The sequence below is a fragment of the Actinokineospora terrae genome, from assembly GCF_900111175.1.
Classification (GTDB): Bacteria; Actinomycetota; Actinomycetes; order Mycobacteriales; family Pseudonocardiaceae; genus Actinokineospora; species Actinokineospora terrae.
The window spans coordinates 404,308-425,302 of sequence record NZ_FOGI01000006.1; the positions used below are offsets into that span (position 1 = coordinate 404,308).

The window sequence follows — 20,995 nt, forward strand, 5'->3', positions numbered from 1 at the left end:
GACCGGACCCGGTCCGAGTGCTCGTGAGGTGGAGGTCGACGGGTGGCGGATCAGCCGGTGCGGACGCAGGACGCGCAGGAGCCACTACCCGTGCCGCCCGGAGCGCTGCCCGCGTACCCGTCGTCGTGGCCCGACCGCGTCCCGCCGCAGGTGCACGTCAAGCGCGACCTGCTGCCCGCGCTCAGCGTGCTGTCCACGGTCTCGCTGCTCGGTCTCGCGGTCGGCTACCTGTGGTCGCGGCTCGCGCCGGGGCTGTTGGTGCAGGTCGTGGCAGACGGCACCCCGGTCGCGCTGCGCACGGAGAGCTACCACCGGTTCGACGACCTGGTGCTGTTCATGCTCCTCGGTCTCGCCGCGGGCGTCGTCACCGGTGCGGCGGTGTGGCTGCTGCGCGAACGCCGTGGCCCGGTGCTGCTGATCGCCGCCGTGCTCGGCTCGGTGCTGGCCGCGTGGTTGGCGTACCAGGTGGGGTTGTCGTGGGCGCAGGCCCGGTTCGCGCTGCCCTCCGCGCCCGCCGTCGGTGACGTGCTGACCCTGGCCCCGCGCCTGGAATCCGCCTGGGCCGTGCTCGCCTGGCCGCTCGGCACCGCCCTCAGCTACGGCATCGCCGCCGCCTGGAACGGTCGCGACGACCTAGGCCGCCGCCTCGGCTGACCCGGCTCGCGCCGTGCCGGAGCTCACGGCAGACCGCGACCCCGGCCGACGCCCCCGCTCGCCGCGAGCCCACTCACAGCGACCGCGGAACCGTCATGCCGCTCGCGAGTCACCCACAGGACCACCGCGCGCTCCGTGCACCACGGAGTCGTCCACGACCACGTCGTGCGACATCCACGCTGTCCACTACCAGGCTGTCCACAACCACGCTGTCCACAACCCCGTGACGCTCCACAGCCTCCCGCGCGCGCACCGATCCCTGTCGGTGCGCTGCGGAAGGCTGTGTACCGGGGCTGCTCAGCACGGATGATCTTGAGCGGCTAGTTCAGGCAGAGCGGGGTGTTGAACTCCGAGGGCGGAGCGGGGACCGCGTGCAGGGCGGAGAGGATCCCGGCCTCCCGGTTGAGCAGCTGCCCGACCATCCGCAGCCGGTGCAGCGGCCTGGTCTCCTCCAGCAGCCGCTGCCGGTCCTCCAGGCTGAGCAGGCAGTCCGCCGCGAGGGTGTGCGCCAGCTTCACCGTCTCGGTGTCGGCGTCCGGCTCGGTCCAGTCGTCGCTGCGCCAGGCCGCGTTGCAGTAGCGGCGGTGCGCGGCCCTGGCGGCGTCCACCAGCATCGTCACCGACTCCACCGCCGAGGTGGGCTGCTCGGTGTCGGGCACCCACTCCACGGTCCCCATCAGGTAGGGGGCCGCGGTGGTGTCGATCTCCAGCAGCCGGAACCGGCGGTCCCCGGTGCTGATGATGTCGTAGCGCCCGTCCGGCAGCCGCTTGGCCTGCCGCAACGCCGCCGAGCAGCCGATCGGGCGCAGCTGGGAGATGTCGGTGACCTCGTGGTCGGTGGAGGGCTGCAGCGCGACCACGCCGAACACGCGTTCGGGCAGCGCGCCGGTCACCAGGTCGACGGTCAGCTGCCGGTAGCGGGGCTCGAAGATGTGCAAAGGCAGGTTCGCCCCGGGTAGCAGCACCGCCCGAAGCGGGAACAGCGGAAGCGAATCGGCCACGCGACAACGCTACGACGAAGCGCAACCGCCCGCTGTCCGATAGTGGCGGCCGGTCGATTCCCGGCTACTTCCCGCGCTCGTCGGCAGGGGGCTTGAGCACCGCGAACGGGTCGGTGACGGCCATTGTGCTGTCGGCGAACCGGAACTGCGCCGCCGGTCGCCCACCGGCCCGACCCGGCCGCGCGGTCTGCCCGGTCGGCTCCAGCAGCCCCCGCCGCGACAGCACCCGCTGCAGGTTGGTCGCCGACACCCGGTAGCCCAGCGCGGCCGAGTACAGCTCCCGCAGCGCGGAGATGGTGAACACGGGCGGGGCGAGGGCGAATCCGATGTTTGTGTAAGACAGCTTCGCACGCAGCCGATTACGGGCGCGTAAGGCGATCGACTCGTGGTCGAAGGCCGGCCGCGGCAGCGCTGACAGCGGCTGCCACGCGGTGTCCTCCGGCAGCTCCGGGTCCAGGTGGGAGGGCACCAGGCAGAGGAACGCGGTGGCGACGACCCGGGGACCGGGGACCCGCTCCGGCGCGCTGAACACCGCCAGTTGCTCCACGTGCGACACCTGCCGCACGTCCACCTTCTCGGCGAGCTGCCTGCGGATCGAGGCCTCCACGTCCTCGTCGGCGCGCAGCCGCCCGCCCGGCAGTGACCAGCGGTGCGCGTGCGGTTCCATGGCGCGCTCCCACAGCAGCACGCGCAGTGATCCCTGCCTCACCTGCAGCACCGCGGCCAGTACTTCGTGGACGAGCGGTGGGGCGCCGGTGGTAGCATCGGTCATGTTTTCGATCCTAAGGCGAAAACCTCGGGATCGGAAATCGGACACGACAGGAGGACCCCATGACCGCGGACACGATCGACCTGACCCCCTACGGCGGGGTGGAGGCGGACGCCGCGTGGCGGGACGAGGTGCGCGAGCTCGCGCGGGAGCGGGACGCGGTGCTGCTGGCGCACAACTACCAGCTGCCCGAGATCCAGGACATCGCCGACCACACCGGTGACTCGCTGGCGCTCAGCCGCATCGCCGCCTCCAGCTCGGCATCGACCATCATCTTCTGCGGCGTGCACTTCATGGCCGAGACCGCGAAGATCCTGAGTCCCGAGAAGACCGTCCTGATCCCGGACGAGCGCGCGGGCTGCTCGCTCGCCGACTCCATCACCGGCGCCGAGCTGCGCGCCTGGAAGGCCGAGCACCCCGGCGCGGTGGTGGTGTCCTACGTGAACACCACCGCCGAGGTGAAGGCCGAGACCGACATCTGCTGCACCTCGTCCAACGCCGTCGACGTCGTGCGCTCGATCCCGACCGACCGCGAGGTGCTCTTCCTGCCGGACCAGTTCCTCGGCGCGCACGTCAAGCGCGAGACCGGCCGGGAGAACATGCACATCTGGGCCGGGGAGTGCCACGTGCACGCGGGCATCAACGGCCCGGAGCTGGCCGAGCGGGCCGCCGCCAACCCCGACGCCGACCTGTTCATCCACCCCGAGTGCGGGTGCGCCACCTCGGCGCTCTACCTCGCGGGCGAGGGCATCGTCGCCCCGGAGCGGGTCAAGATCCTCTCCACCGGCGACATGGTCACCCAGGCGCGGGCGACCAGCGCCAAGTCGGTGCTGGTGGCCACCGAGATCGGCATGATCCACCAGCTGCGCAAGGCGGCGCCGGACATCGAGTTCTCCGCGGTCAACGACCGCGCCTCGTGCCGGTACATGAAGATGATCACCCCGGCGGCGCTGCTGCGGTCGCTGCGGGAGAACCGCGACGAGGTGCACGTCGACCCCGACACCGCGGCCAGGGCGCGCGGCGCGGTGCAGCGCATGATCGAGATCGGCCAACCCGGCGGTGGGGAATGAGCCCGTGCTGGGAGGCCCGCGCCGACCTGGTCGTCGTCGGGACGGGCGTCGCGGGGCTGACCGCGGCACTGCGCGCGCAGTCGTTGGGACTGCGGGTCCTCGTGGTCACCAAGGGGGCCGCGGGCGACGGGAACACCCGCTGGGCGCAGGGCGGCGTCGCGGTGGTGCTGCCCGGTGAGCACGACGACGGCGACTCGGTCGAGCGGCACGTCGCGGACACCCTGGTGGCCGGTGCCGGGCTGTGCGACGAGGCCGCCGTGCGCGAGATCGTCTTCGGCGGTCCGGCCGCGGTGGCCCGGTTGATGGACCTGGGGGCGGTGTTCGACTCCGGTCCCGACGGCAGGTTGGCCCGGACCCGCGAGGGCGGGCACACCGCGTTCCGGGTGGTGCACGCGGGCGGGGACGCGACGGGTGCGGAGGTCGAGCGCGCGTTGCTCTCGGCGACCCGGGACGGCCGGATCCCGGTGCTGGAGAACCACGTCGCGGTGCAGGCGCTGAAGGCGCCGTCCGGTGCGGTGGCGGGGCTGCACGTGCTCGACGGTGCGGGCGTGCCCGGCGTGTTGACGGCCTCGGCGGTCCTGCTCGCAACGGGCGGGCTCGGACAGCTCTACCAGGCGACGTCGAACCCTGACGTCGCAACGGGAGACGGCCTGGCGCTGGCGTTGCGCGCCGGGGCGCCTGTTGCGGACGTCGAGTTCGTGCAGTTCCACCCGACCGTGCTCTACACGGGGCAGGGCGCGCGGGGACGTTGCCCGTTGGTCACCGAGGCTGTGCGCGGCGAGGGCGCTGTTCTCATCGATGCGCTGGGGGAGCGCGTGATGCAGGGGGTGCACCCGCTGGCCGACCTGGCCCCGCGCGACGTCGTGGCCGCCGCGATCACCCGCCACATGGCCCTGGAGCGCGGCGGCGTCGACGACCACGTCTTCCTGGACGCGACCCACCTCGACGCCGCGACGTTCCGCACGCGGTTCCCGACGGTGTACGCGGCCTGCGCCTCGGCGGGGGTCGACCCGTCCGCGCAGCCGATCCCGGTGGCGCCCGCCGCGCACTTCGCGTGCGGCGGCGTGGTGTCCGATGTGGATGGACGCACACCGGTCGTCGGCCTGTACGCGGCCGGCGAGGTCGCGAGCAACGGCCTGCACGGCGCGAACCGGTTGGCGTCCAACAGCTTGCTGGAGGGGCTGGTGGTGGGGGCGCGGGCCGCCGAGGCCGTCGCCGCCGACCTGGCCTGCGGCCGGTTGGCCGACCCGCGCACCGCCGTCGTCGGTGCGCTGCCGGTCGCCCCGGTGGCGGACCGCGACTCGCTGCAGCGGGTGATGAGCCGCTACGCCGCCATCGGCCGCGACGCCGAGGGGTTGGCCGTGGTGGGCTCGGTGCTCGACGTGTCCGTTGTGGATCGGTCGCTGACGTCGCGGGTGCTGGTGGAGGACGCGGCGCTGACCCTCGTCGGCCGGGCGCTCATCGCCTCGGCCTCGCAGCGCCGGGAGTCCCGCGGCTGCCACGTGCGCCTCGACTTCCCCCAGCGCGAGGAGACCTGGCGCCACAGCCAGCTGGTCCGGCTGACCCCGACCGGCCAGCCGGTGCTGGGCACCATCAACGCCCACCGCGGTGCGGCATGACTCCGTGGTGGGCAATCGTGACGGCTGGGCGAGGTGTGGCGTGATCGACCGGGATGACATGGTGCGGGCCGTGGAGACGGCCTTGGCGGAGGACCTCCGCTACGGGCCGGACGCGACGACGGAGGCCACGGTCCCCGCGTCGGCGGTGGCGGTCGCCGAGTTCACCCCGCGCCGGGGTGGGGTCGTTGCCGGGGTGCCGGTGGCGCTGGAAGTGTTGCGGCGGGTCGTGTCCGACCTGGCGGTCGAGTCCTGTGTGGAGGATGGGTCGGCGGTGCTGGCGGGCAAGCCCGTCCTGGTCGTGCGGGGCAACGTGCGGCAACTGCTGACCGCCGAGCGCACCGCGTTGAACTTCCTGTGCCACCTGTCCGGCATCGCGACCGCGACCGCCGCCTGGGTGTCCGCGGTCGCCGACACCGGCGCCCAGGTCCGCGACTCCCGCAAGACCCTGCCCGGCCTGCGGCTGCTGGAGAAGTACGCGGTGCGCTGCGGCGGCGGCGTCAACCACCGCCTCGGCCTCGGCGACGCGATCCTCATCAAGGACAACCACGTCGTCACCGCCGGGTCCGTGCGTGCCGCCCTGCTCGCGGCCCGCGCGCACGCCCCCCACCTGTCGGTCGAGGTGGAGGTCGACACCCTGGACCAGCTCGACGAGGCCCTGGCGGAGAACGCCGAACTCGTCCTCCTGGACAACTTCACCATCCCCGACTGCGTCGAGGCCGTCCGCCGGGCCACCGGCACCACCACCCGCCTCGAAGCCTCCGGCGGCCTCACCCTCCCCCAAGCCCCCGCCTACGCCGCCACCGGCGTCGACTACCTGGCGGTCGGCGCCCTCACCCACTCCTCCCCGGCCCTGGACCTCGGCATGGACCTCCGCGCCCCCTGACCTCAGGGCTGTTGAGGCACGTGATGGCCAGGGCGCGCACCCTGGCCATCGCCGTCGATCACCAGGTCCTCGTGGAGCGACTGGATCCTGTCCTGTCGCCGCTCCGGTTTCCCGACTTGCCGTGCCTGCGCCCTCCCTCACCCGGCCCCACGCCGTTGACCTGCGTCTCCCCGCGTGACCCCCGACCGGAGTTCCCCCTTGTGGGCGACAGAAGTTATCCACATCTGGATCTTGGCGGGGCTGGTTTCAAGATCGCCTGTCGGGGGGCACCGATAGACTGGCACAGGGACGCCCCCCGGAGTGGGTGGGGGCTGGGCAGGGGTGGGACCTGGCCCGGCAGGGGCCACGGGTCAGAGGCGGCGGTTGGCCAGGACGGGGATGGCGGTGCGGGCTTCCTCCACGCGAGCGGGGTCGATGTCGGTCAGGATGGTCGCGGGGTCGGCTCCCAGTTGGTCCAGGACCTCGCCGCGGGGGCCGATGGCGGCGCTGTAGCCGATGCCGAGGGGGGTGTTGCCCTCGACGGGGCCGGGGTCGGCTTGGGCGGCGGCCAGGAGCAGGGTGGTGGCGTCGAGGGCGCGGGCTCGGAGCAGGAGGTTCCACTGGTCCTGCTTGCCCGGGCCCGCCCCCCACGACGCGCCGAGCAGGATCGTGGTGGCGCCCTTGTCGGCCAGGGCGCGGAACAGTTCCGGGAAGCGGATGTCGTAGCAGGTCGCGAGGCCGAAGGTGTGGCCGTCGAGGTCGAAGGTGACGACCTCGGTGCCGGGGGCGACCGTGCGGGACTCCTGGAAGCCGAAGGCGTCGAACAGGTGGATCTTGTCGTAGCCCAGGTGCAGGCCCTGGCCGGTCACCAGGGTCGTGTTGAGCACCCGGCCGTCCGGCGACGGGGTGAACATGCCCGCCACGACCACCACCCCGGCGTCGTCGGCGATCTGCCGGACCGCGCTCGCCCACGGGCCGTCCAGCGGTTCGGCGATCGGCCCCAGCGGCACCGCGAAGTTGGCCATCGTCGCCTCGGGGAACAGCACGATCCTGGCGCCCTCGGCGGCGGCGAGCGCGACCTGGGCGCGGACCTGGTCGAGGTTGGCCGCCGGGTCCGGGGTGGAGCTGATCTGACTCAGCGCTACGCGCACGGGGGTCTCCCTGGTTGTGGACTAGTGTCGGCGTCTGTGCCGATCCTGCCGCGCCGACCGGTTCTCGTCATCGTCCTGGGGGTACTTGGCTGCGCGACGCTCGCCTGCACCCCGGATCCCGCGCCGCCCGCCTCGGGTGACCCGGCGGGCACGTCGATGGTGATCGGGGTGGCCGCCGAGCCGAACTCGCTGGACCCGGTGGACGGGTACGCGCTGTTCGGGGCCGCGAAGATCTTCGACGGGCTGGTCGAGCACCAGCCGAGCGGCACGCTGCGCCCCGTGCTGGCCAGTGCCCTGCCGGAGCCGAGCGCGGACGGCCTGTCCTGGACCGCGCGCCTGCGGGACGACGTGTCGTTCACCAACGGCGGGGCGCTCGACGCCGCAGTGGTGGCAGCCGCGTACCGGAGGGTGCTCGACCCGGCGTCCGCGCTTCGTGACCGGTTCTGGATGCTCGACAAGGTCAACGCCGTCGACCAGCGCACTGTGCGGTTCGACCTCCGTCAGCCCTATGCGGACTTCCTGGACCTGCTCGTGCTCGGTATCCCCGCGCAGGCCAGCACTCCGGCCAAGCCGATCGGCACCGGGCCGTACCAACTCGTCGAGTGGCGACCAGGTCAGCAGATGACGCTGACCGCGAACAAGGCCTACTTCGGCGGTAGGCCTGCCATCACGACCGTGACCGTCGAGTTCATCCAGGACGACCAAGACCGCGCCAAGCGCATGCGTGACGGCAAACTCGACGGGACAGAGCTGCCGCCGCGGTTGGCGCGAGAGTTCAGCAAAGCCGACGGCCTCACCGTTGTCGAGCAGCGCGCGGCGGATGTGCACGCTGTCGCGTTCGCAGACCAGGGAGTCACCGCTGACCCTGCCGTGCGGCTCGCGCTCAACCTCGCCGTGGATCGGCAAGAGATCGTGAATGACGCTCTAGCGGGCCAGGGCGTGCCGTTGTCGCTACCGGTGCCGCCGGTGCTCCCAGAGTTCGTCGAGCCCGGCGCGCACATCGACCACGACGTCACCCGCGCCAAGTCCGTCCTCGACGCCGCCGGGTGGGTGCCCGGTCCGGACGGCGTGCGGGTCAAGGCGGGGGAGCGGGCCGAGTTCGCCCTGGCCTTCCCGCCGACCGACGTGGTCGACCGCGACCTGGCCACCGAGTTCACCAAAGCGGCCGCCGCGATCGGCATCAAGGTCACCGCCGACTCAACGGCCAAGTCACTACCGTGGCTGTTCTCTTACGGCGACCCGTTCACGCTCGACCAAGCCCTCTACCCGCTCTTGCACCCCGCGGGCGGGGAGACCTCTTCCGCACTCGACGTCGCGCGCACCACGACCGATCCAGCCCAACGCGCCGTCGCGTTCCGTGCCCTGCAACGCGCTTACGCCACCACGCCGTCGATGGCAGTGCTGGCCGTACCGACCCACAGTTACGTCCTGCGAGACAACTGGACCGGCTACACGCCGGTGGTAGACGCCACCGGCACCGACCACACCTGGGGGCCTTGGTGGAACCTGCAAGCGTGGACACCCAACTGATCCCGGCAGAACTAGCTCAAGAAGACACCCCTAGCGCGGCCACACAGGTCTTCCTCGACAGCGCGGGTTCGTCCCTACCGCCGCAGTCGGTGGTCGACGAGGTCGTCAACCATGTGCGCCGCGAGGCCGAGGTCGGCGGCTACCGCGCATACGGAGAGCGGCTCGACGACCTAGAGGCCGGCTACGGCCTCGCGGCGGAGTTCTTCGGGTGTGCGCCTGATGAGGTGGCCTTCACCGACAGCGCTACCCGCTCCTGGTTGTCCGTCCTCGACGCCGTCCCGTTGACGCAAGGGGACCGGATCCTCACCACCGAGGTCGAGTACGGCGGCAACGCCATCGCACTCCTGAACCTGGCCCAGCAGGTAGGCGCAACGGTCGAGCTAGTGCCATCAGGTGCGGACGGCCTCATCGACCTCGACGCCCTACGCGACACCTTGGACGAACGGGTCAAGCTGGTCTCGCTGGTGCACGTGCCCACCAACGGCGGCGTGGTCAGTCCCGTCGCGGGAGCCGCCGCCATCGCCCGCGAGGCAGGCGCTCTGGTCCTCCTCGACGCCTGCCAGTCCATCGGCCAACTGCCGGTCACCCTCGCGGGCACCGGCGCCGACGTGATCACCGGCACCGGCCGCAAGTGGCTGCGCGGCCCGCGCGGCACCGGCGTCCTCGTCGTCCGCCGCGACGCCCTCACCCGCCTCCGCCCCCGTTTGGTCGACCTCGCGGGCGCCACCTGGACCGGACCGAGCGAGATCGCCCTCCGCGAGGACGCCCGGGTGTTCGAGCTCTGGGAGAACAGCATCGCCGACCGGCTCGGCCTGCTCGTGGCCTTCCGCTACGCGCTGGACCTGGGCCTCGACCGCATCGCCGCTAGCGTCACCGACAGGGCCAACCGCCTCCGGGCAGGCCTAGCGCGGTTGCCCAGGGCTACCGTCCGCGACCTGGGCGAGCACCCCAGCGGCATCGTCAGCTTCACCATCGACGGTATGGCCGCCGATGACGTCAAGGCCGCTCTAGCCGAACGCGACATCACCGTCACCGTCAGCAGGGTGACCTCGACTCGCCACGACATGAGCCGACGAGGCCTTGAGCAGGTAGTTCGGGCGTCACCGCACTACTTCGTCGCCGACGGTCAGATCGAACGGGCGGTCGACGCGGTCGCGAGGCTGTGACCTGCGGTACCGGGCGCGGACGGTCATAACGCGAGCGCATATTCTTGTCGGGTCCCGTCGATGGAAGGACCCCATGCTCTCCCGTACCGATCTGCGTTCCGCCCTCCCGTCGTCCGCCGAGCTGCGCACCACGCTGCCGCGGGCCGAGGTCGACGTGGACCAGGTGCTGCATCGGGTCCGGCCGATCGTCGAGGACGTGCGCGCCCGCGGTGTCGCCGCCGCCCTCGACTACACCGAGCAGTTCGACGGCGTCCGGCCCGCCTCCGTGCGGGTGCCCGCCGCCGAGCTGACCACGGCGCTGGCCGAGCTGGACCCGGCCGTGCGGGCCGCGCTGGAGGAGTCGATCGCCCGCGCCAGGCGCGTGCACGGCGACCAGCGGCGCACCGACGTCACCACCCAGGTCGTCCCGGGCGGCACCGTCACCGAGCGCTGGGTCCCGGTCGGCCGGGTCGGCCTCTACGTGCCGGGCGGGCTGGCCGTGTACCCGTCCAGCGTGGTCATGAACGTCGTCCCGGCGCAGGCCGCCGGCGTCGAGTCGCTGGTGGTGTGCTCGCCCGCGCAGGCCGACTTCGGCGGCAGGCCGCACCCGACGATCCTGGCCGCCGCGGCGCTGCTCGGCGTCGACGAGGTGTGGGCGCTCGGCGGCGCGCAGGCGGTCGCCCTGCTCGCGCACGGCGGCACCGACACCGACGGCGCCGCGCTCGACCCGGTCGACATGATCACCGGGCCCGGCAACATCTACGTGACCGCGGCCAAGCGGCTGCTGCGCGGCCTCATCGGCATCGACTCCGAGGCCGGGCCCACCGAGATCGCGATCCTCGCCGACGCCGGGGCCGACCCGGTGCACGTCGCCGCCGACCTGATCAGCCAGGCCGAGCACGACCCGCTGGCGGCCAGCGTCCTGGTCACCGACTCGGTCGAGCTGGCCGACGCGGTCGACGACGAGCTCGCCAGGCAGGTCAAGGCGACCAAGCACAGCGAGCGGGTCACCACCGCGCTGACCGGCCCGCAGTCCGGCACCGTCCTGGTGTCCACTGTGGAGGACGGGCTGCGCGTGGTCGACGCCTACGCGGCCGAGCACCTGGAGATCCAGACCGCGAACGCCCGCGAACTGGCGGCCCGGGTGCGCAACGCGGGCGCGGTCTTCGTCGGCGCCTACGCCCCCGTCTCGCTCGGCGACTACTGCGCCGGATCGAACCACGTGCTGCCCACCGGTGGCTGCGCGCGGCACTCGTCAGGCCTGTCCGTGCAGACCTTCCTGCGCGGCATCCACGTCGTCGACTACACCGAGGACGCGCTGCGCGAGGTCGCCGGTCACGTCGTCGCGCTCGCCAACGCGGAAGACCTGCCCGCGCACGGCCAGGCTGTCACCGCGCGTTTCCGGGACCTCTCGTGAGCGCCCCCGGAGAGCGGGCGGCACTGTCAGACCTGCCGCTGCGCGAGGACCTGCGTGGCCGCACCCCATACGGGGCGCCACAGTTGGACGTACCGGTCCAGCTCAACACCAACGAGAACCCTTACCCGCCACCGCCGGAGTTGGTCGCCGACCTCACCGCCGCTGTCGCGGAGATCGCGGAGACCCTGCACCGCTACCCCGATCGCGACGCCGTCGCTCTACGCACTGACCTGGCCTCTTACCTCGCCGGAGCAACCGGTGCCCCGCTGACGGTGGCGAACCTGTGGGCCGCCAACGGGTCCAACGAGATCCTCCAGCAGATCCTCCAGGCCTTCGGCGGCCCGGGTCGCACCGCACTCGGCTTCGAGCCGTCGTACTCGATGCACCCGATCATCGCCGCGGGCACCCGCACCGACTGGGCGCCCACCCCGCGCCGCGCCGACTTCTCGCTCGACGTGGCCGCGGCGGTGGCCGTGCTGGCCGAACGGGCCCCGGACGTGGTGTTCGTGACCAGCCCCAACAACCCCACCGGGCAGTCGATCCCGCTGGCCGACCTGCGCAGGCTGGTCGAGGCGACCTCGGGGATCGTGGTGGTCGACGAGGCCTACGCCGAGTTCTCCCCGCAGGACAGCGCGGTGCACCTCATCGACGAGTTCCCCACGCGGGTCATCGTCAGCCGCACCATGAGCAAGGCGTTCGCGTTCGCCGGGGGCAGGCTCGGCTACCTCGCCGCCGCGCCCGCCGTGGTCGACGCGCTGCTGCTGGTGCGCCTGCCGTACCACCTGTCCTCGCTGACCCAGGCCGCCGCCCGCGCCGCGCTCCGGCACGCCCCGGGAACGCTCGCGTCGGTGCACGCCCTGGCCGCCGAGCGCGACCGGGTGGTCGCCGAGCTGACCGGACTCGGGTTCGCCGTCGTGCCCAGCGACGCCAACTTCATCCTCTTCGGACAGTTCGGGTCACCGCAGGCCGCCTGGCAGTCCTATTTGGACCGTGGGGTGCTCGTGCGCGATGTCGGCGTCCCCGGTCACCTGCGCGTCACCGTCGGCACCCCGGCCGAGAACGACGCGTTCCTGGCCGCCAGCAAGGAGATCGTGTGATGAGCAACCGCGTCGGCCGCGTCGAGCGGACCACCCGGGAGTCCTCGGTGCTCGTCGAGGTCGACCTCGACGGCTCCGGCAAGGTCGAGATCGACACCGGCGTCCCGTTCTACGACCACATGCTGACCGCCTTCGGCAGCCACGGCGCGCTGGACCTGGTCGTCCGCGCGACCGGCGACACCCACATCGACGCGCACCACACCGTCGAGGACGTCGCGATCGTGCTCGGCCAGGCCCTGCGCGCCGCGCTCGGCGACAAGTCGGGCATCCGCCGCTTCGGCGACGCCTGGATCCCGATGGACGAGACCCTGGCGCACGCCGCCATCGACGTCTCCGGTCGGCCCTACTGCGTGCACACCGGCGAACCCGAGGTCATGGTCGGCTTCACCGTCGGCGGCAACTACCCGACGGTGCTCAACCGGCACGTGTTCGAGTCGATCGCCTTCCACGCCCAGATCGCCCTGCACCTGCGCGTCGTCCACGGCCGCGACCCGCACCACATCACCGAGGCCGAGTACAAGGCCTTCGCCCGCGCGCTGCGGGCCGCCGCCGAGCCGGATCCCCGGATCGGCGGCATCCCGTCCACGAAGGGTGTGCTGTAGTGCCGAAAGAGGTGGTGGTCGTCGCGCTGGTCGCCCTCGCGGGCGTCCTCGTCGGCGGCGTCTACACGACGTGGAAGACGGCCAAGGTCGTCGCCGGTGTGCTGGCGGTGCTCGCCGTCCTCGCCGTCGGCGGCGCCATCGCCTGGTACACGTCCTGAGCCGTCACCGCTCGACGACCACCTGGTCCATGCCCTTGCGGACCAGGTCGGGTACCACGGCGTCGTCGGCGGGGTAGCCGATCGGGATGACCGCGAACGCCTTCTCGTTGCGCGGCCGGTCGAGCACCTCGGCCAGGAACCGCATGGGGCTGGGCGTGTGCGTCAACGCTGCCAGGCCGGACAGGTGCAGCGCGGTGAGCAGCATGCCGACCGCGATGCCCACGGACTCGCCCACGTAGTAGTGCTTGTGCTGGGTGTCGCCGTCGAGGTAGTAGCGCTGCTCGAAGACCACCAGCAGGAACGGGGCGTCGGTGAGGTGCGGTTTGTGGGTGTCGGTCCCCAGGGGGAGCAACGCGGACAGCCACTCGTCACCGAGCCTGCCCTCGTAGGAGATGCGCTCTTCCTCCTCGGCGGCGGCCCGGATCCTGGCGCGGACGTCGGGATCGCGCACGAGCACGAACGTCCAGGGCTGCTGGTGTGCTCCGGACGGCGCTGTCGCCGCCACCGCGATCGCGTCGAGCACGAGCTGTTCCGGCACCGGGTCGGGGGAGAACTGGCGGACCGTGCGCCGCTGCTGCATGCGGTGCCGCAGTTGGGTGGCGACCTGCAGGGACTCGTCGACCGGCATCCGCGCGGGGCGGTAGGGGACCGGGGCGAACGGCCTGCCGTGGATGGGGCTCCAGGGTTCCATCGGACCATCATGGACCCCCGGGTCAGTCGATGCCGCCCTCGCTCGCGGCCTTGAGGCGCGGGGCACCGGGTCCGAACGCGGCCAGCCGGTCGTCGGTGTTGACCAGGTGGCAGGACTTCAGCGACAGGCAGCCGCACCCGACGCAGGAGGTCAGGTTGTCGCGCAGGCGTTGCAGCGCGTCGATGCGGGCGTCGAGCTCGGTCCGCCACGCCTTGGACAACCTGGCCCAGTCGAGCTTCGTGGGGGTGCGGCGCTCGGGCAGCGTGTCCAGCGCGGCGTGGATCTCCTCCAGGCTCAGGCCGACCCGCTGCGCGGTGCGGATGAACGCGAGCCTGCGCAGCACCGCCCTCGGGTAGCGCCGCTGGTTGCCCGACGTGCGCTCGGAGAAGATGAGCCCGCGCTCCTCGTAGAACCGCAGTGCCGTGTGCGGGACGCCGCTGCGGTCGGCGACCTCGCCGATGGTCAGAGAGTCGGGCAGTGTGGACACCCCGCCGACCCTACCCGGCAGCTCCAGGTAGGTCGAGGTACTCCACCGGCACGTGCGCGGTGAGCCAGACACCGTTCTCGCTGATCAGGAACACGTGCCCGGCCCCGGCCATCCCCTTGGCATCGACCGCGAGCACGATCGGCACACCCCGCCTGGCACCCACCCTGGTAGCCGTGTCCGTGGTCGCCGACAGGTGCACGTGGTGGCGCTTCATGGGCCGCAACCCCTCCGCGCGGATCCCCTCCATCGCCGCGGCCACGGTGCCGTGGTAGAGGACGGGGGGAGGAACCGCCTCCGGCAGCCCGAGCTCCACGGCAACGGTATGCCCCTGGCTCGCCCGAATCCTCGTCCCACTTTCGTCGAACGCGAACCGGGACTTGTTGTTCTCAGCCACAACCCGATCCAGAGTGCCCCGCGACATCCTCGTGCCATGCCGCGCAAGCGCTTGGAGCAACTCGTCTACATCGATCCACCCAGCCGCGTCCAACGTGACGCCGATACTGCCGGGATCGTGCCTGAGCACCTTCGAAAGCCTCTTCGAGAGGCGAACAACCATCTGATCTTCCATGTCATGGGAGTAGAACACGCCCGCACAGCCGCCCACACCCCATTTCCACCACGTTCGGAGTATCCCCACCGATCCACCGGTTGCCACCAGGGCAACCCCGCTACGGTCGCCCCGTGAGCGAGGAGACTCCCCCCGACCCCGGCCCACCCGGAGCCATCGGAGCCGCCGTGGGCGAGTTCGCCGCCCTGGCCGCCCGCGGCGCTTTCAGCGTCAACGACCACGGCGGCCAAGCCCTGCTGAAGCCCATCCGTGACATGCTTGCCTGGATCGACCGGGAGCGCGTCAACTTCGACCGCCTCCACCAAGAGCCGATGCTGGGGAGCTCGACCAACGCTGAGGTGATGAAACCCTTCATGCGGCGCGTTGCAGGCGACGAGGCCGGATTCATCACCCAGATCCTCCGCTTCGGCGAGTCCTTGGTCGCGGCGGAGCAGGCCATCGTGCAAGCGATGGCGAACTACCAGGAGGCCGACGCGCAGGCCGCGAACGGGCTCGGCGAAGGGGGAAGTTGATCACGTGAGGCGGTCATGGTTGTTCGGGGTGGCGGCGGTCGCCGTCGCGGTGTTGGCAGGCTGCACCTCGCAAACGCCGGGGATGCCGACTGAGGTGCGGACCTGGCCCGCGACCCCCTCGGCCACCCCGCCCACGTCCTCTGGATCGAGTCCGGTGCCCTCGGCCTCGATCAAGGCGTGCTCGTTGCTGTCTGCCTCGGACATCAGGGCGCTCGCCATCTCGACCGAGGGTGAGGAGCAGGAGACCAAGACCAGGAGTTCCTGCCTGTGGCGTGTGGAGAAGCCGCTCGCCGCCGACAGCTACTCGATCGACGTGACCTTCTACAAGGAGCGCGCGGTCGGGGACCTCGTCACCGAGCACGAGAGAACGCCGGTTCAGGTAGGAGGGCGTAGAGGGGTCAAGGCCCTCGGTGACATGGACTCCGGCTGCATCGTCGCCCTGGAGGTCACGGCCAAGTCGCGGGTTGACGTGCGGGCCATCGGGCGGAACTCGGCCGCGTTGTGTGAGCCCGCGATGGCGGTGGCCGAAAAGGTCGAGGCCCGACTGCCCTGATCTAGCGGGCGCTGCCCGTGGCCAGGCCGGTGGGGCTGGGGAGGGTCCAGCCTTCGAGGGAGAGGGCTTCGCGGGCGGTGCGGGGCATGGGGATGGTGACCGGCTCCGGGGCGGGGAGCAGGAGGGCGGCGGCGAAGCCGAGCCAGATGGGGGCCAGGGTCAGGGGCCACCAGACCGATTCGGAGAGGGCCAGGTAGACGTCGACCGCCGCGGCTGTGGTCAGGATCGCGGCTAACGACCAGCGGACACGTCTCTTGCTCGCCATGGGTGCCTCCATCCCCAGACCCACCATTCGACGAGGGGGTACCCGGCCGCGACGCCGCTCAATCGTCCGGGGATGTCACGGTTTTGTCACGGCCGGTGGCGACTACGCTGACCTGCGTGGCATCAGTCGTCGTGTTGGATTATGGGTCTGGGAACCTCCGGTCGGCGGAGCGGGCGTTGCGCCGGGTGGGGGCGGATGTCGAGGTGACCGGGGACTTCAAGGCCGCCCTGGAGTGCGACGCGCTGGTGGTGCCCGGGGTGGGCGCATACGCGGCGTGCATGAAGGGGCTGCTGGCGGTCCGGGGTGAGCGGATCATCGGGCGCAGGCTCGCCGGTGGGCGGCCGGTGTTGGGGATCTGCGTGGGGATGCAGATCCTGTTCGGCTGCGGCATCGAGCACGGCGTGGAGACCGAGGGCTGCGCGGAGTGGCCCGGGGTGGTCGACCGGCTGGAGGCCGACGTCGTGCCGCACATGGGGTGGAACACGGTGCGCGCGCCGGAGAAGTCCGTGCTGTTCGAGGGGATGGACGCGGACACGCGGTTCTACTTCGTGCACTCGTACGCCGCGCGCCGCTGGGAGCTCAACCCCGAGCCGCCGATGCCCGCGCCCCTGGTCACCTGGGCCACCCACGGTGACGACTTCGTTGCCGCGGCGGAGAACGGGCCGCTGTCGGCGACCCAGTTCCACCCCGAGAAGTCCGGCGACGCGGGCGCGCGGCTGCTGGAGAACTGGCTCAGGAACGCCACCGGTTAGGCTGCCCGGGTGAGCTTCCAGTTGCTGCCCGCCGTCGACGTCGCCCACGGACAAGCCGTCCGCCTGACCCAGGGGGAGGCCGGGACCGAGACCCGGTACGGGTCGCCGCTCCAGGCCGCCCTCGCCTGGCAGGAGGGCGGCGCGGAGTGGGTGCACCTGGTGGACCTCGACGCCGCGTTCGGGCGCGGTGACAACCGGGCGCTGGTGGCCGAGGTCGTGGGCACGCTGGACGTGAGGGTCGAGCTGTCCGGCGGGATCCGCGACGACGACACCCTCGCCGCCGCCCTGGCCACCGGCTGCGCCCGGGTCAACCTCGGCACCGCCGCCCTGGAGAACCCGGAGTGGTGCGCCCGCGCGATCGCCGCGCACGGGGACCGGATCGCCGTCGGCCTCGACGTCCGCATCACCGACGGCGCCCACCGCGTCGCCACCCGCGGCTGGACCAAGGACGGCGGCGACCTCTGGGAGGTCCTCACCCGCCTCGACCGCGACGGCTGCGCCCGCTACGTCGTCACCGACGTCGGCAAGGACGGCACCCTCCAGGGCCCGAACGTCGACCTCCTGCGCGACGTGTGCGCCAAGACCGACGCCCCCGTGGTCGCCTCCGGCGGAGTGTCCAGTGTGGACGACCTGGTGGCATTGTCGAAGGTGTCCGGTGTGGAGGGTGCGATCATCGGCAAGGCCCTCTACAACGGCAACTTCACCCTCCCCGAGGCGCTGGCGGCCGTCGCCTGACCTGGCGCTCCCGGCGAGCTCGCCGCGGCGGATTCCGAGATGACCCGCGTCGCCGCAAGATCAAACCGGGCTGAGCAGCCCCCGATGTACAGCTCACCGGGGGTGGTCGACAGCACGGGGCGAGCGGCGGGAGTGCCTGTGGACAACTCCCGTGGTGGAGCCTGCTCGCGGCCGCGCTCCCGGATGTTCCCTTTCTGGGGTCAGGCCGGAGGGGAATCCTGGCTGATGGCGACGCCGATGGTGCCTTTGGCGCCTCGGCGGAGGCGGCTGCCGCCGATGGTGAGTCGGCCCAGGATGCCGTACTTGCGCTGGATGAGGCGGCGGACGTGGTCGGAGGTGGGGTCGTCCAGCAGCCGGGCCCTGGCTGCTGTCGACTCGCCGAGGGGGTTGCCGCGCAGGTCGCACGGGCCGACCTCGACGCGGGGGTCGCGGCGGAGGCGTTTGACCTTCCCCGAGTCGCGGACCGTCCAGAAAACCAGGTCGGTGCCGTCGACGGCGACCCAGACCGGGGTGGCGACCGGGGTGCCGTCCCGCTTGAACGTGGTCACCAGCAGGTACTTGCCCTCGCCAAGGGCGGTCCACGCGTCCATCCGGCCAGGCTAGGCCCTGCCGATTCCTCCCACCACTGCGCCTATTCCTCCCACCGCCCACCCCCACGTCCCCACCCGGCATCGTTCCCGGCATCGCTGGGCGGGCGTGGCGAGTGGGCGCGACCAGTGCGGCGGGGGTCAGCCCAGGGTCGCCAGGAGTTCGCCGAGGCGGTCGTAGGAGTCGCGCACCCCGTGCTCCATGCCGCTGGCCAGGAACTCGTCGCGGCTCGCGACCGAGAAGCCGACGCTGATCGAGTGCACCGTGGTCTTGCCGTCGACCTCGGTGAAGCCGATCCGCTCCAGGGCCACCTGCCCCGGCGCGCCCTCGAACTCGAAGGTCTGCACGATGCCGTCGTCGAGCGACGGGGTGCCGTGGAAGGTGCCGCGGAAGTGGTACTCGCCGCCCTCGGGGTCGAGGTGGGTGTAGCGGTAGCCGCCCCCGTGGCGGGCGTCCCAGTGGTCGACCTTCATGGTCAGCCTGCGCGGCCCGAGCCACCTGGCCACCAGGTCCGGGTCGGTGAACGCGCGGAACACCAGGTCCGCGGGCGCGTCGAACTCGCGGGTGATCTCGATGTAGGGGCTGCCGGGCTCGGCGGTGATGACGGTCTCGCTCATCGGTCCTTCTCCTGTAGTTCGGTCAGCAGGTCGTCGAGGCGGTCGTGGCTCTCCAGCCAGTACGCGCGGTAGTCGCCCAGCCAGTCGCGGGCCGCGCGCAGCGGCTCGGCCCGCAGGTGGCTCAACCGGGCGGTGGCCCGCCGGGTCCGGGTGATCAGGCCCGCCTGCTCCAGCACCTTGAGGTGCTTGGACACCGCGGGCTGCGACATCGCGAACGGCTCGGCCAGTTCGGCCACCGTCGCCTCGCCGTCGCGCAACCGCGCCAGGATCGCCCGGCGGGTCGGGTCGGCGAGTGCGGCGAAGACCGCGCTGAGCTGGTCCACCACGTCTCCCTCTCCATAACCAGTTTGTTCTGAAACCAACGAGTTAAGAATGTAGGCCAGGCGGTCGGGAGTCAAGGGCGAGTTCCGATGATGTTCACCCCGCAGGTGGGTGTGACACTTACCTTGCCGGTGTATCACTGACAGGCGTGACTCCCATTGAGCCCACCACCACACCCTCCTCCCCGAACCGCCGCGTCTTCCTCAAGTCCTCCGCGATCGCGGGCGGCGCCCTGCTCATCCCCGCCACCCTCGCCGGAACCGCCTCGGCCGCCGCCGTCCCGCAGTTCGCGCACGGTGTCGCCTCCGGTGACCCGCTGCCCGACGGCGTCCTGCTCTGGACCCGCGTCACCCCCACCCCCGAGTCGACCCCCGGCTCCGGCGCGGGCCCGACCGTCGAGGTCCGCTGGGAGGTCGCCACCGACGCCGGGTTCGCCGCCGTCGTCTCCTCCGGCGCCGTCACCACCGGCCCCGACCGCGACCACACCATCAAGGTCGCCGCCGCGGGTCTGGCCCCCGCGACCGCGTACTACTTCCGCTTCACCCTCGACGGCGTCCGCTCCGGCACCGGCCGCACCCGCACCGCCCCGGCCACCAACGCCGACGTCAGCAAACTGCGGCTGGGCCTGGTTTCCTGCTCGAACTGGCAGGCGGGCTACTTCTCCGCCTACCGCCACCTCGCCGCGCGCAGCGACCTCGACGGCGTCCTGCACGTCGGCGACTACCTGTACGAGTACCAGGCGGGCGGCTACGGTGCCCGCGGCGTCACGATCCGCCCGCACGTCCCGGCGAACGAGATGCTGACCCTCTCGGACTACCGCCGCCGCCACGCCCAGTACAAGACCGACCCGGACCTGCAGGCCCTGCACGCGGCCCAGCCGTGGTTCATCACCTGGGACGACCACGAGTACGCCAACGACACCTGGTCCGGCGGCGCCGAGAACCACCAGCCCGGCGAGGGCGACTGGTCGGCCCGCAAGGCCGCCGCCCGGCAGGCCTACTTCGAGTGGATGCCGGTCCGCCAGGGCGCGGGCGGCGAGATCTACCGCCGGTTCCGCTGGGGCCGCCTCGCCGAACTGTCCCTCTTGGACCTGCGCAGCTACCGCTCCAAGCAGACCACTCCGTCCTCCGGCGACCCGGGCGACCCCAACCGCACCATCACCGGCGACCCGCAGATGGCCTGGCTCAAGAACGGCCTGTCGGGCACCGACGCCAAGTGGAAGCTCGTCGGCAACTCGGTGATGATCACGCCGATCTCGCTGGGCACCGTCGAGTCGAAGTTCCTGGAGTCACTGGGTTCCCTGCTCGGCCTGCCCATCGGCAGCGTCGCGGCCAACGCCGACGCCTGGGACGGTTACACCGCCGACCGCCAGGAGCTGCTCGGGCACCTGCGCGACAACCGGGTCAAGAACACCGTGTTCCTCACCGGCGACATCCACTCCTCGTGGGGCGCCGAGGTGCCGATCGACCGGTCGAGCTACTGGTGGAACGGCAACTCCGTGGCCACCGAGTTCGTCACGACCTCGGTCACCAGCGACAACATCGACGACCTGCTCAAGGTCGCCCCGCGCACCCTCTCGGTCGCCGCCGAGGCCGCGCTGCACGTGGGCAACCTGCACGTGCGCTACGTCGAGCTGGACTCGCACGGGTACTCCGTCGTGGACGTGAACCCGCAGCGCGTCCAGACCGACTGGTACTACGTGGCCGACCGGCTCAGCCCGACCTCGACCGCGAGCCACGCCAAGTCGTTGGCCACCGCGGACGGCACGCAGAAGGTCAAGGCGGTCTCCGGACCCGTCGCCTAGGTCTCGGTTCCAGGTCAGGGGTGCCGC

At 71.8% G+C, this 20,995-nt stretch carries 25 protein-coding genes; 15 read left to right on the forward strand and 10 right to left on the reverse strand.

The window, feature by feature from the left end:
• The first annotated feature begins 42 nt into the window (after nucleotides 1–42).
• The gene (locus BMY07_RS15885) at nucleotides 43–654 is read left to right on the forward strand and encodes a DUF2567 domain-containing protein (protein WP_092778876.1); all 612 of its coding nucleotides are present in this window, start codon (nucleotides 43–45) and stop codon (nucleotides 652–654) included.
• A gap of 320 nt (nucleotides 655–974) precedes the next feature.
• On the opposite strand, the gene BMY07_RS15890 is transcribed toward BMY07_RS15885, so the two are convergent.
• The gene (locus BMY07_RS15890; RefSeq protein WP_092778877.1) at nucleotides 975–1,655 is read right to left on the reverse strand and encodes an LON peptidase substrate-binding domain-containing protein; all 681 of its coding nucleotides are present in this window, start codon (nucleotides 1,653–1,655) and stop codon (nucleotides 975–977) included.
• 64 nt (nucleotides 1,656–1,719) lie between these two features.
• Nucleotides 1,720–2,427: an NUDIX hydrolase gene (locus BMY07_RS15895; protein ID WP_281245067.1), complete on the reverse strand. Its 708-nt coding sequence runs from the start codon at nucleotides 2,425–2,427 to the stop codon at nucleotides 1,720–1,722.
• 59 nt (nucleotides 2,428–2,486) lie between these two features.
• Here BMY07_RS15895 and nadA point away from each other — a divergent pair, with 59 nt between their 5' ends.
• The 3 genes from nadA to nadC are packed head-to-tail and all read left to right on the forward strand — an operon-like array spanning nucleotide 2,487 to nucleotide 5,996.
• Nucleotides 2,487–3,494 carry a quinolinate synthase NadA gene (nadA, locus tag BMY07_RS15900; RefSeq protein WP_092778878.1) on the forward strand — a complete coding sequence of 336 codons (1,008 nt, stop codon included), beginning with the start codon at nucleotides 2,487–2,489 and terminating at the stop codon, nucleotides 3,492–3,494.
• On the forward strand, nucleotides 3,491–5,113 hold the full coding sequence (locus tag BMY07_RS15905; protein ID WP_092778879.1) for an L-aspartate oxidase: 1,623 nt from the start codon (nucleotides 3,491–3,493) through the stop codon (nucleotides 5,111–5,113). The genes nadA and BMY07_RS15905 overlap by 4 nt, the downstream gene beginning before the upstream one ends.
• Before the next feature lie 58 nt (nucleotides 5,114–5,171).
• The gene (gene nadC / locus BMY07_RS15910; RefSeq protein ID WP_092779160.1) at nucleotides 5,172–5,996 is read left to right on the forward strand and encodes a carboxylating nicotinate-nucleotide diphosphorylase; all 825 of its coding nucleotides are present in this window, start codon (nucleotides 5,172–5,174) and stop codon (nucleotides 5,994–5,996) included.
• A 350-nt stretch (nucleotides 5,997–6,346) separates the two neighbouring features.
• Here the strand turns inward: nadC and BMY07_RS15915 are convergent, their stop codons facing one another.
• Complete coding sequence (locus BMY07_RS15915; RefSeq protein WP_092778880.1) at nucleotides 6,347–7,126, reverse strand: carbon-nitrogen hydrolase family protein; 780 nt, start codon at nucleotides 7,124–7,126, stop codon at nucleotides 6,347–6,349.
• A gap of 36 nt (nucleotides 7,127–7,162) precedes the next feature.
• On the opposite strand from BMY07_RS15915, the gene BMY07_RS15920 reads away from it, so the two are divergent.
• From BMY07_RS15920 to BMY07_RS34360, 6 genes are all read left to right on the forward strand, one after another.
• The gene (locus BMY07_RS15920; RefSeq protein ID WP_143073509.1) at nucleotides 7,163–8,656 is read left to right on the forward strand and encodes an ABC transporter substrate-binding protein; all 1,494 of its coding nucleotides are present in this window, start codon (nucleotides 7,163–7,165) and stop codon (nucleotides 8,654–8,656) included.
• On the forward strand, nucleotides 8,641–9,822 hold the full coding sequence (locus tag BMY07_RS15925; RefSeq protein ID WP_245782413.1) for an aminotransferase class V-fold PLP-dependent enzyme: 1,182 nt from the start codon (nucleotides 8,641–8,643) through the stop codon (nucleotides 9,820–9,822). Before BMY07_RS15920 ends, BMY07_RS15925 begins: the two co-directional genes overlap by 16 nt.
• A 73-nt stretch (nucleotides 9,823–9,895) precedes the next feature.
• The gene (hisD, locus tag BMY07_RS15930) at nucleotides 9,896–11,218 is read left to right on the forward strand and encodes a histidinol dehydrogenase (protein WP_092778885.1); all 1,323 of its coding nucleotides are present in this window, start codon (nucleotides 9,896–9,898) and stop codon (nucleotides 11,216–11,218) included.
• Entirely contained in the window at nucleotides 11,215–12,315 is a 1,101-nt protein-coding gene (locus tag BMY07_RS15935; protein ID WP_092778887.1) for a histidinol-phosphate transaminase, read from the forward strand. The genes hisD and BMY07_RS15935 overlap by 4 nt, the downstream gene beginning before the upstream one ends.
• Nucleotides 12,315–12,917 carry an imidazoleglycerol-phosphate dehydratase HisB gene (gene hisB, locus BMY07_RS15940; protein ID WP_092778889.1) on the forward strand — a complete coding sequence of 201 codons (603 nt, stop codon included), beginning with the start codon at nucleotides 12,315–12,317 and terminating at the stop codon, nucleotides 12,915–12,917. The genes BMY07_RS15935 and hisB overlap by 1 nt, the downstream gene beginning before the upstream one ends.
• Entirely contained in the window at nucleotides 12,917–13,075 is a 159-nt protein-coding gene (locus BMY07_RS34360; RefSeq protein ID WP_177215599.1) for a hypothetical protein, read from the forward strand. Before hisB ends, BMY07_RS34360 begins: the two co-directional genes overlap by 1 nt.
• Nucleotides 13,076–13,079: 4 nt before the next feature.
• Here BMY07_RS34360 and BMY07_RS15945 read toward each other — a convergent pair whose 3' ends face one another.
• From BMY07_RS15945 to BMY07_RS15955, 3 genes are read right to left on the reverse strand one after another with little or no spacing between them, the layout of a single operon-like run.
• A complete protein-coding gene (locus tag BMY07_RS15945) occupies nucleotides 13,080–13,766 on the reverse strand; it encodes a nitroreductase family protein (RefSeq protein WP_092778891.1) in 687 nt (228 codons plus the stop codon).
• Nucleotides 13,767–13,788: 22 nt separating this feature from the next.
• On the reverse strand, nucleotides 13,789–14,253 hold the full coding sequence (gene soxR / locus BMY07_RS15950; RefSeq protein WP_092778892.1) for a redox-sensitive transcriptional activator SoxR: 465 nt from the start codon (nucleotides 14,251–14,253) through the stop codon (nucleotides 13,789–13,791).
• A 10-nt stretch (nucleotides 14,254–14,263) separates the two neighbouring features.
• Nucleotides 14,264–14,821, reverse strand: a complete 558-nt coding sequence (locus BMY07_RS15955) for an RNA 2'-phosphotransferase (RefSeq protein WP_092779162.1) — start codon at nucleotides 14,819–14,821, stop codon at nucleotides 14,264–14,266.
• A 113-nt stretch (nucleotides 14,822–14,934) separates the two neighbouring features.
• Here BMY07_RS15955 and BMY07_RS15960 point away from each other — a divergent pair, with 113 nt between their 5' ends.
• Complete coding sequence (locus BMY07_RS15960; RefSeq protein ID WP_245782414.1) at nucleotides 14,935–15,333, forward strand: hypothetical protein; 399 nt, start codon at nucleotides 14,935–14,937, stop codon at nucleotides 15,331–15,333.
• Between the two features lie 82 nt (nucleotides 15,334–15,415).
• Complete coding sequence (locus tag BMY07_RS15965; protein WP_245782434.1) at nucleotides 15,416–15,886, forward strand: DUF3558 family protein; 471 nt, start codon at nucleotides 15,416–15,418, stop codon at nucleotides 15,884–15,886.
• A gap of 1 nt (nucleotide 15,887) precedes the next feature.
• Here the strand turns inward: BMY07_RS15965 and BMY07_RS15970 are convergent, their stop codons facing one another.
• Complete coding sequence (locus BMY07_RS15970; protein WP_092778894.1) at nucleotides 15,888–16,151, reverse strand: hypothetical protein; 264 nt, start codon at nucleotides 16,149–16,151, stop codon at nucleotides 15,888–15,890.
• 116 nt (nucleotides 16,152–16,267) lie between these two features.
• Here BMY07_RS15970 and hisH point away from each other — a divergent pair, with 116 nt between their 5' ends.
• Together hisH and priA are read left to right on the forward strand one after the other, a co-directional pair.
• Entirely contained in the window at nucleotides 16,268–16,903 is a 636-nt protein-coding gene (gene hisH, locus BMY07_RS15975; protein ID WP_092779166.1) for an imidazole glycerol phosphate synthase subunit HisH, read from the forward strand.
• Between the two features lie 9 nt (nucleotides 16,904–16,912).
• Nucleotides 16,913–17,638, forward strand: coding sequence for a bifunctional 1-(5-phosphoribosyl)-5-((5-phosphoribosylamino)methylideneamino)imidazole-4-carboxamide isomerase/phosphoribosylanthranilate isomerase PriA (priA, locus tag BMY07_RS15980; RefSeq protein WP_092778895.1), 726 nt, complete (start codon nucleotides 16,913–16,915; stop codon nucleotides 17,636–17,638).
• Nucleotides 17,639–17,838: 200 nt separating this feature from the next.
• On the opposite strand, the gene BMY07_RS15985 is transcribed toward priA, so the two are convergent.
• From BMY07_RS15985 to BMY07_RS15995, 3 genes are all read right to left on the reverse strand, one after another.
• The gene (locus BMY07_RS15985; RefSeq protein WP_092778896.1) at nucleotides 17,839–18,228 is read right to left on the reverse strand and encodes a PPOX class F420-dependent oxidoreductase; all 390 of its coding nucleotides are present in this window, start codon (nucleotides 18,226–18,228) and stop codon (nucleotides 17,839–17,841) included.
• 138 nt (nucleotides 18,229–18,366) lie between these two features.
• Entirely contained in the window at nucleotides 18,367–18,843 is a 477-nt protein-coding gene (locus BMY07_RS15990) for an SRPBCC family protein (protein WP_092778898.1), read from the reverse strand.
• On the reverse strand, nucleotides 18,840–19,169 hold the full coding sequence (locus tag BMY07_RS15995) for an ArsR/SmtB family transcription factor (protein ID WP_092778900.1): 330 nt from the start codon (nucleotides 19,167–19,169) through the stop codon (nucleotides 18,840–18,842). The genes BMY07_RS15990 and BMY07_RS15995 overlap by 4 nt, the downstream gene beginning before the upstream one ends.
• Before the next feature lie 143 nt (nucleotides 19,170–19,312).
• On the opposite strand from BMY07_RS15995, the gene BMY07_RS16000 reads away from it, so the two are divergent.
• Nucleotides 19,313–20,968: an alkaline phosphatase D family protein gene (locus tag BMY07_RS16000; protein ID WP_092778902.1), complete on the forward strand. Its 1,656-nt coding sequence runs from the start codon at nucleotides 19,313–19,315 to the stop codon at nucleotides 20,966–20,968.
• Nucleotides 20,969–20,995: the final 27 nt, after the last annotated feature.

Coding starts and splice junctions, on each gene's coding strand:
- BMY07_RS15905 (WP_092778879.1), top strand. CDS start 3,491: ATGAGCCCGTGCTGGGAGGCCCGCGCCGACCTGGTCGTCGTCGGGACG.
- BMY07_RS15970 (WP_092778894.1), bottom strand. CDS start 16,151: ATGGCGAGCAAGAGACGTGTCCGCTGGTCGTTAGCCGCGATCCTGACC.
- hisB (WP_092778889.1), top strand. CDS start 12,315: ATGAGCAACCGCGTCGGCCGCGTCGAGCGGACCACCCGGGAGTCCTCG.
- BMY07_RS15965 (WP_245782434.1), top strand. CDS start 15,416: ATGCCGACTGAGGTGCGGACCTGGCCCGCGACCCCCTCGGCCACCCCG.
- nadC (WP_092779160.1), top strand. CDS start 5,172: ATGGTGCGGGCCGTGGAGACGGCCTTGGCGGAGGACCTCCGCTACGGG.
- BMY07_RS15945 (WP_092778891.1), bottom strand. CDS start 13,766: ATGGAACCCTGGAGCCCCATCCACGGCAGGCCGTTCGCCCCGGTCCCC.
- BMY07_RS15955 (WP_092779162.1), bottom strand. CDS start 14,821: ATGGAAGATCAGATGGTTGTTCGCCTCTCGAAGAGGCTTTCGAAGGTG.
- BMY07_RS15985 (WP_092778896.1), bottom strand. CDS start 18,228: ATGGACGCGTGGACCGCCCTTGGCGAGGGCAAGTACCTGCTGGTGACC.
- BMY07_RS15895 (WP_281245067.1), bottom strand. CDS start 2,427: ATGACCGATGCTACCACCGGCGCCCCACCGCTCGTCCACGAAGTACTG.
- hisD (WP_092778885.1), top strand. CDS start 9,896: ATGCTCTCCCGTACCGATCTGCGTTCCGCCCTCCCGTCGTCCGCCGAG.
- nadA (WP_092778878.1), top strand. CDS start 2,487: ATGACCGCGGACACGATCGACCTGACCCCCTACGGCGGGGTGGAGGCG.
- BMY07_RS15990 (WP_092778898.1), bottom strand. CDS start 18,843: ATGAGCGAGACCGTCATCACCGCCGAGCCCGGCAGCCCCTACATCGAG.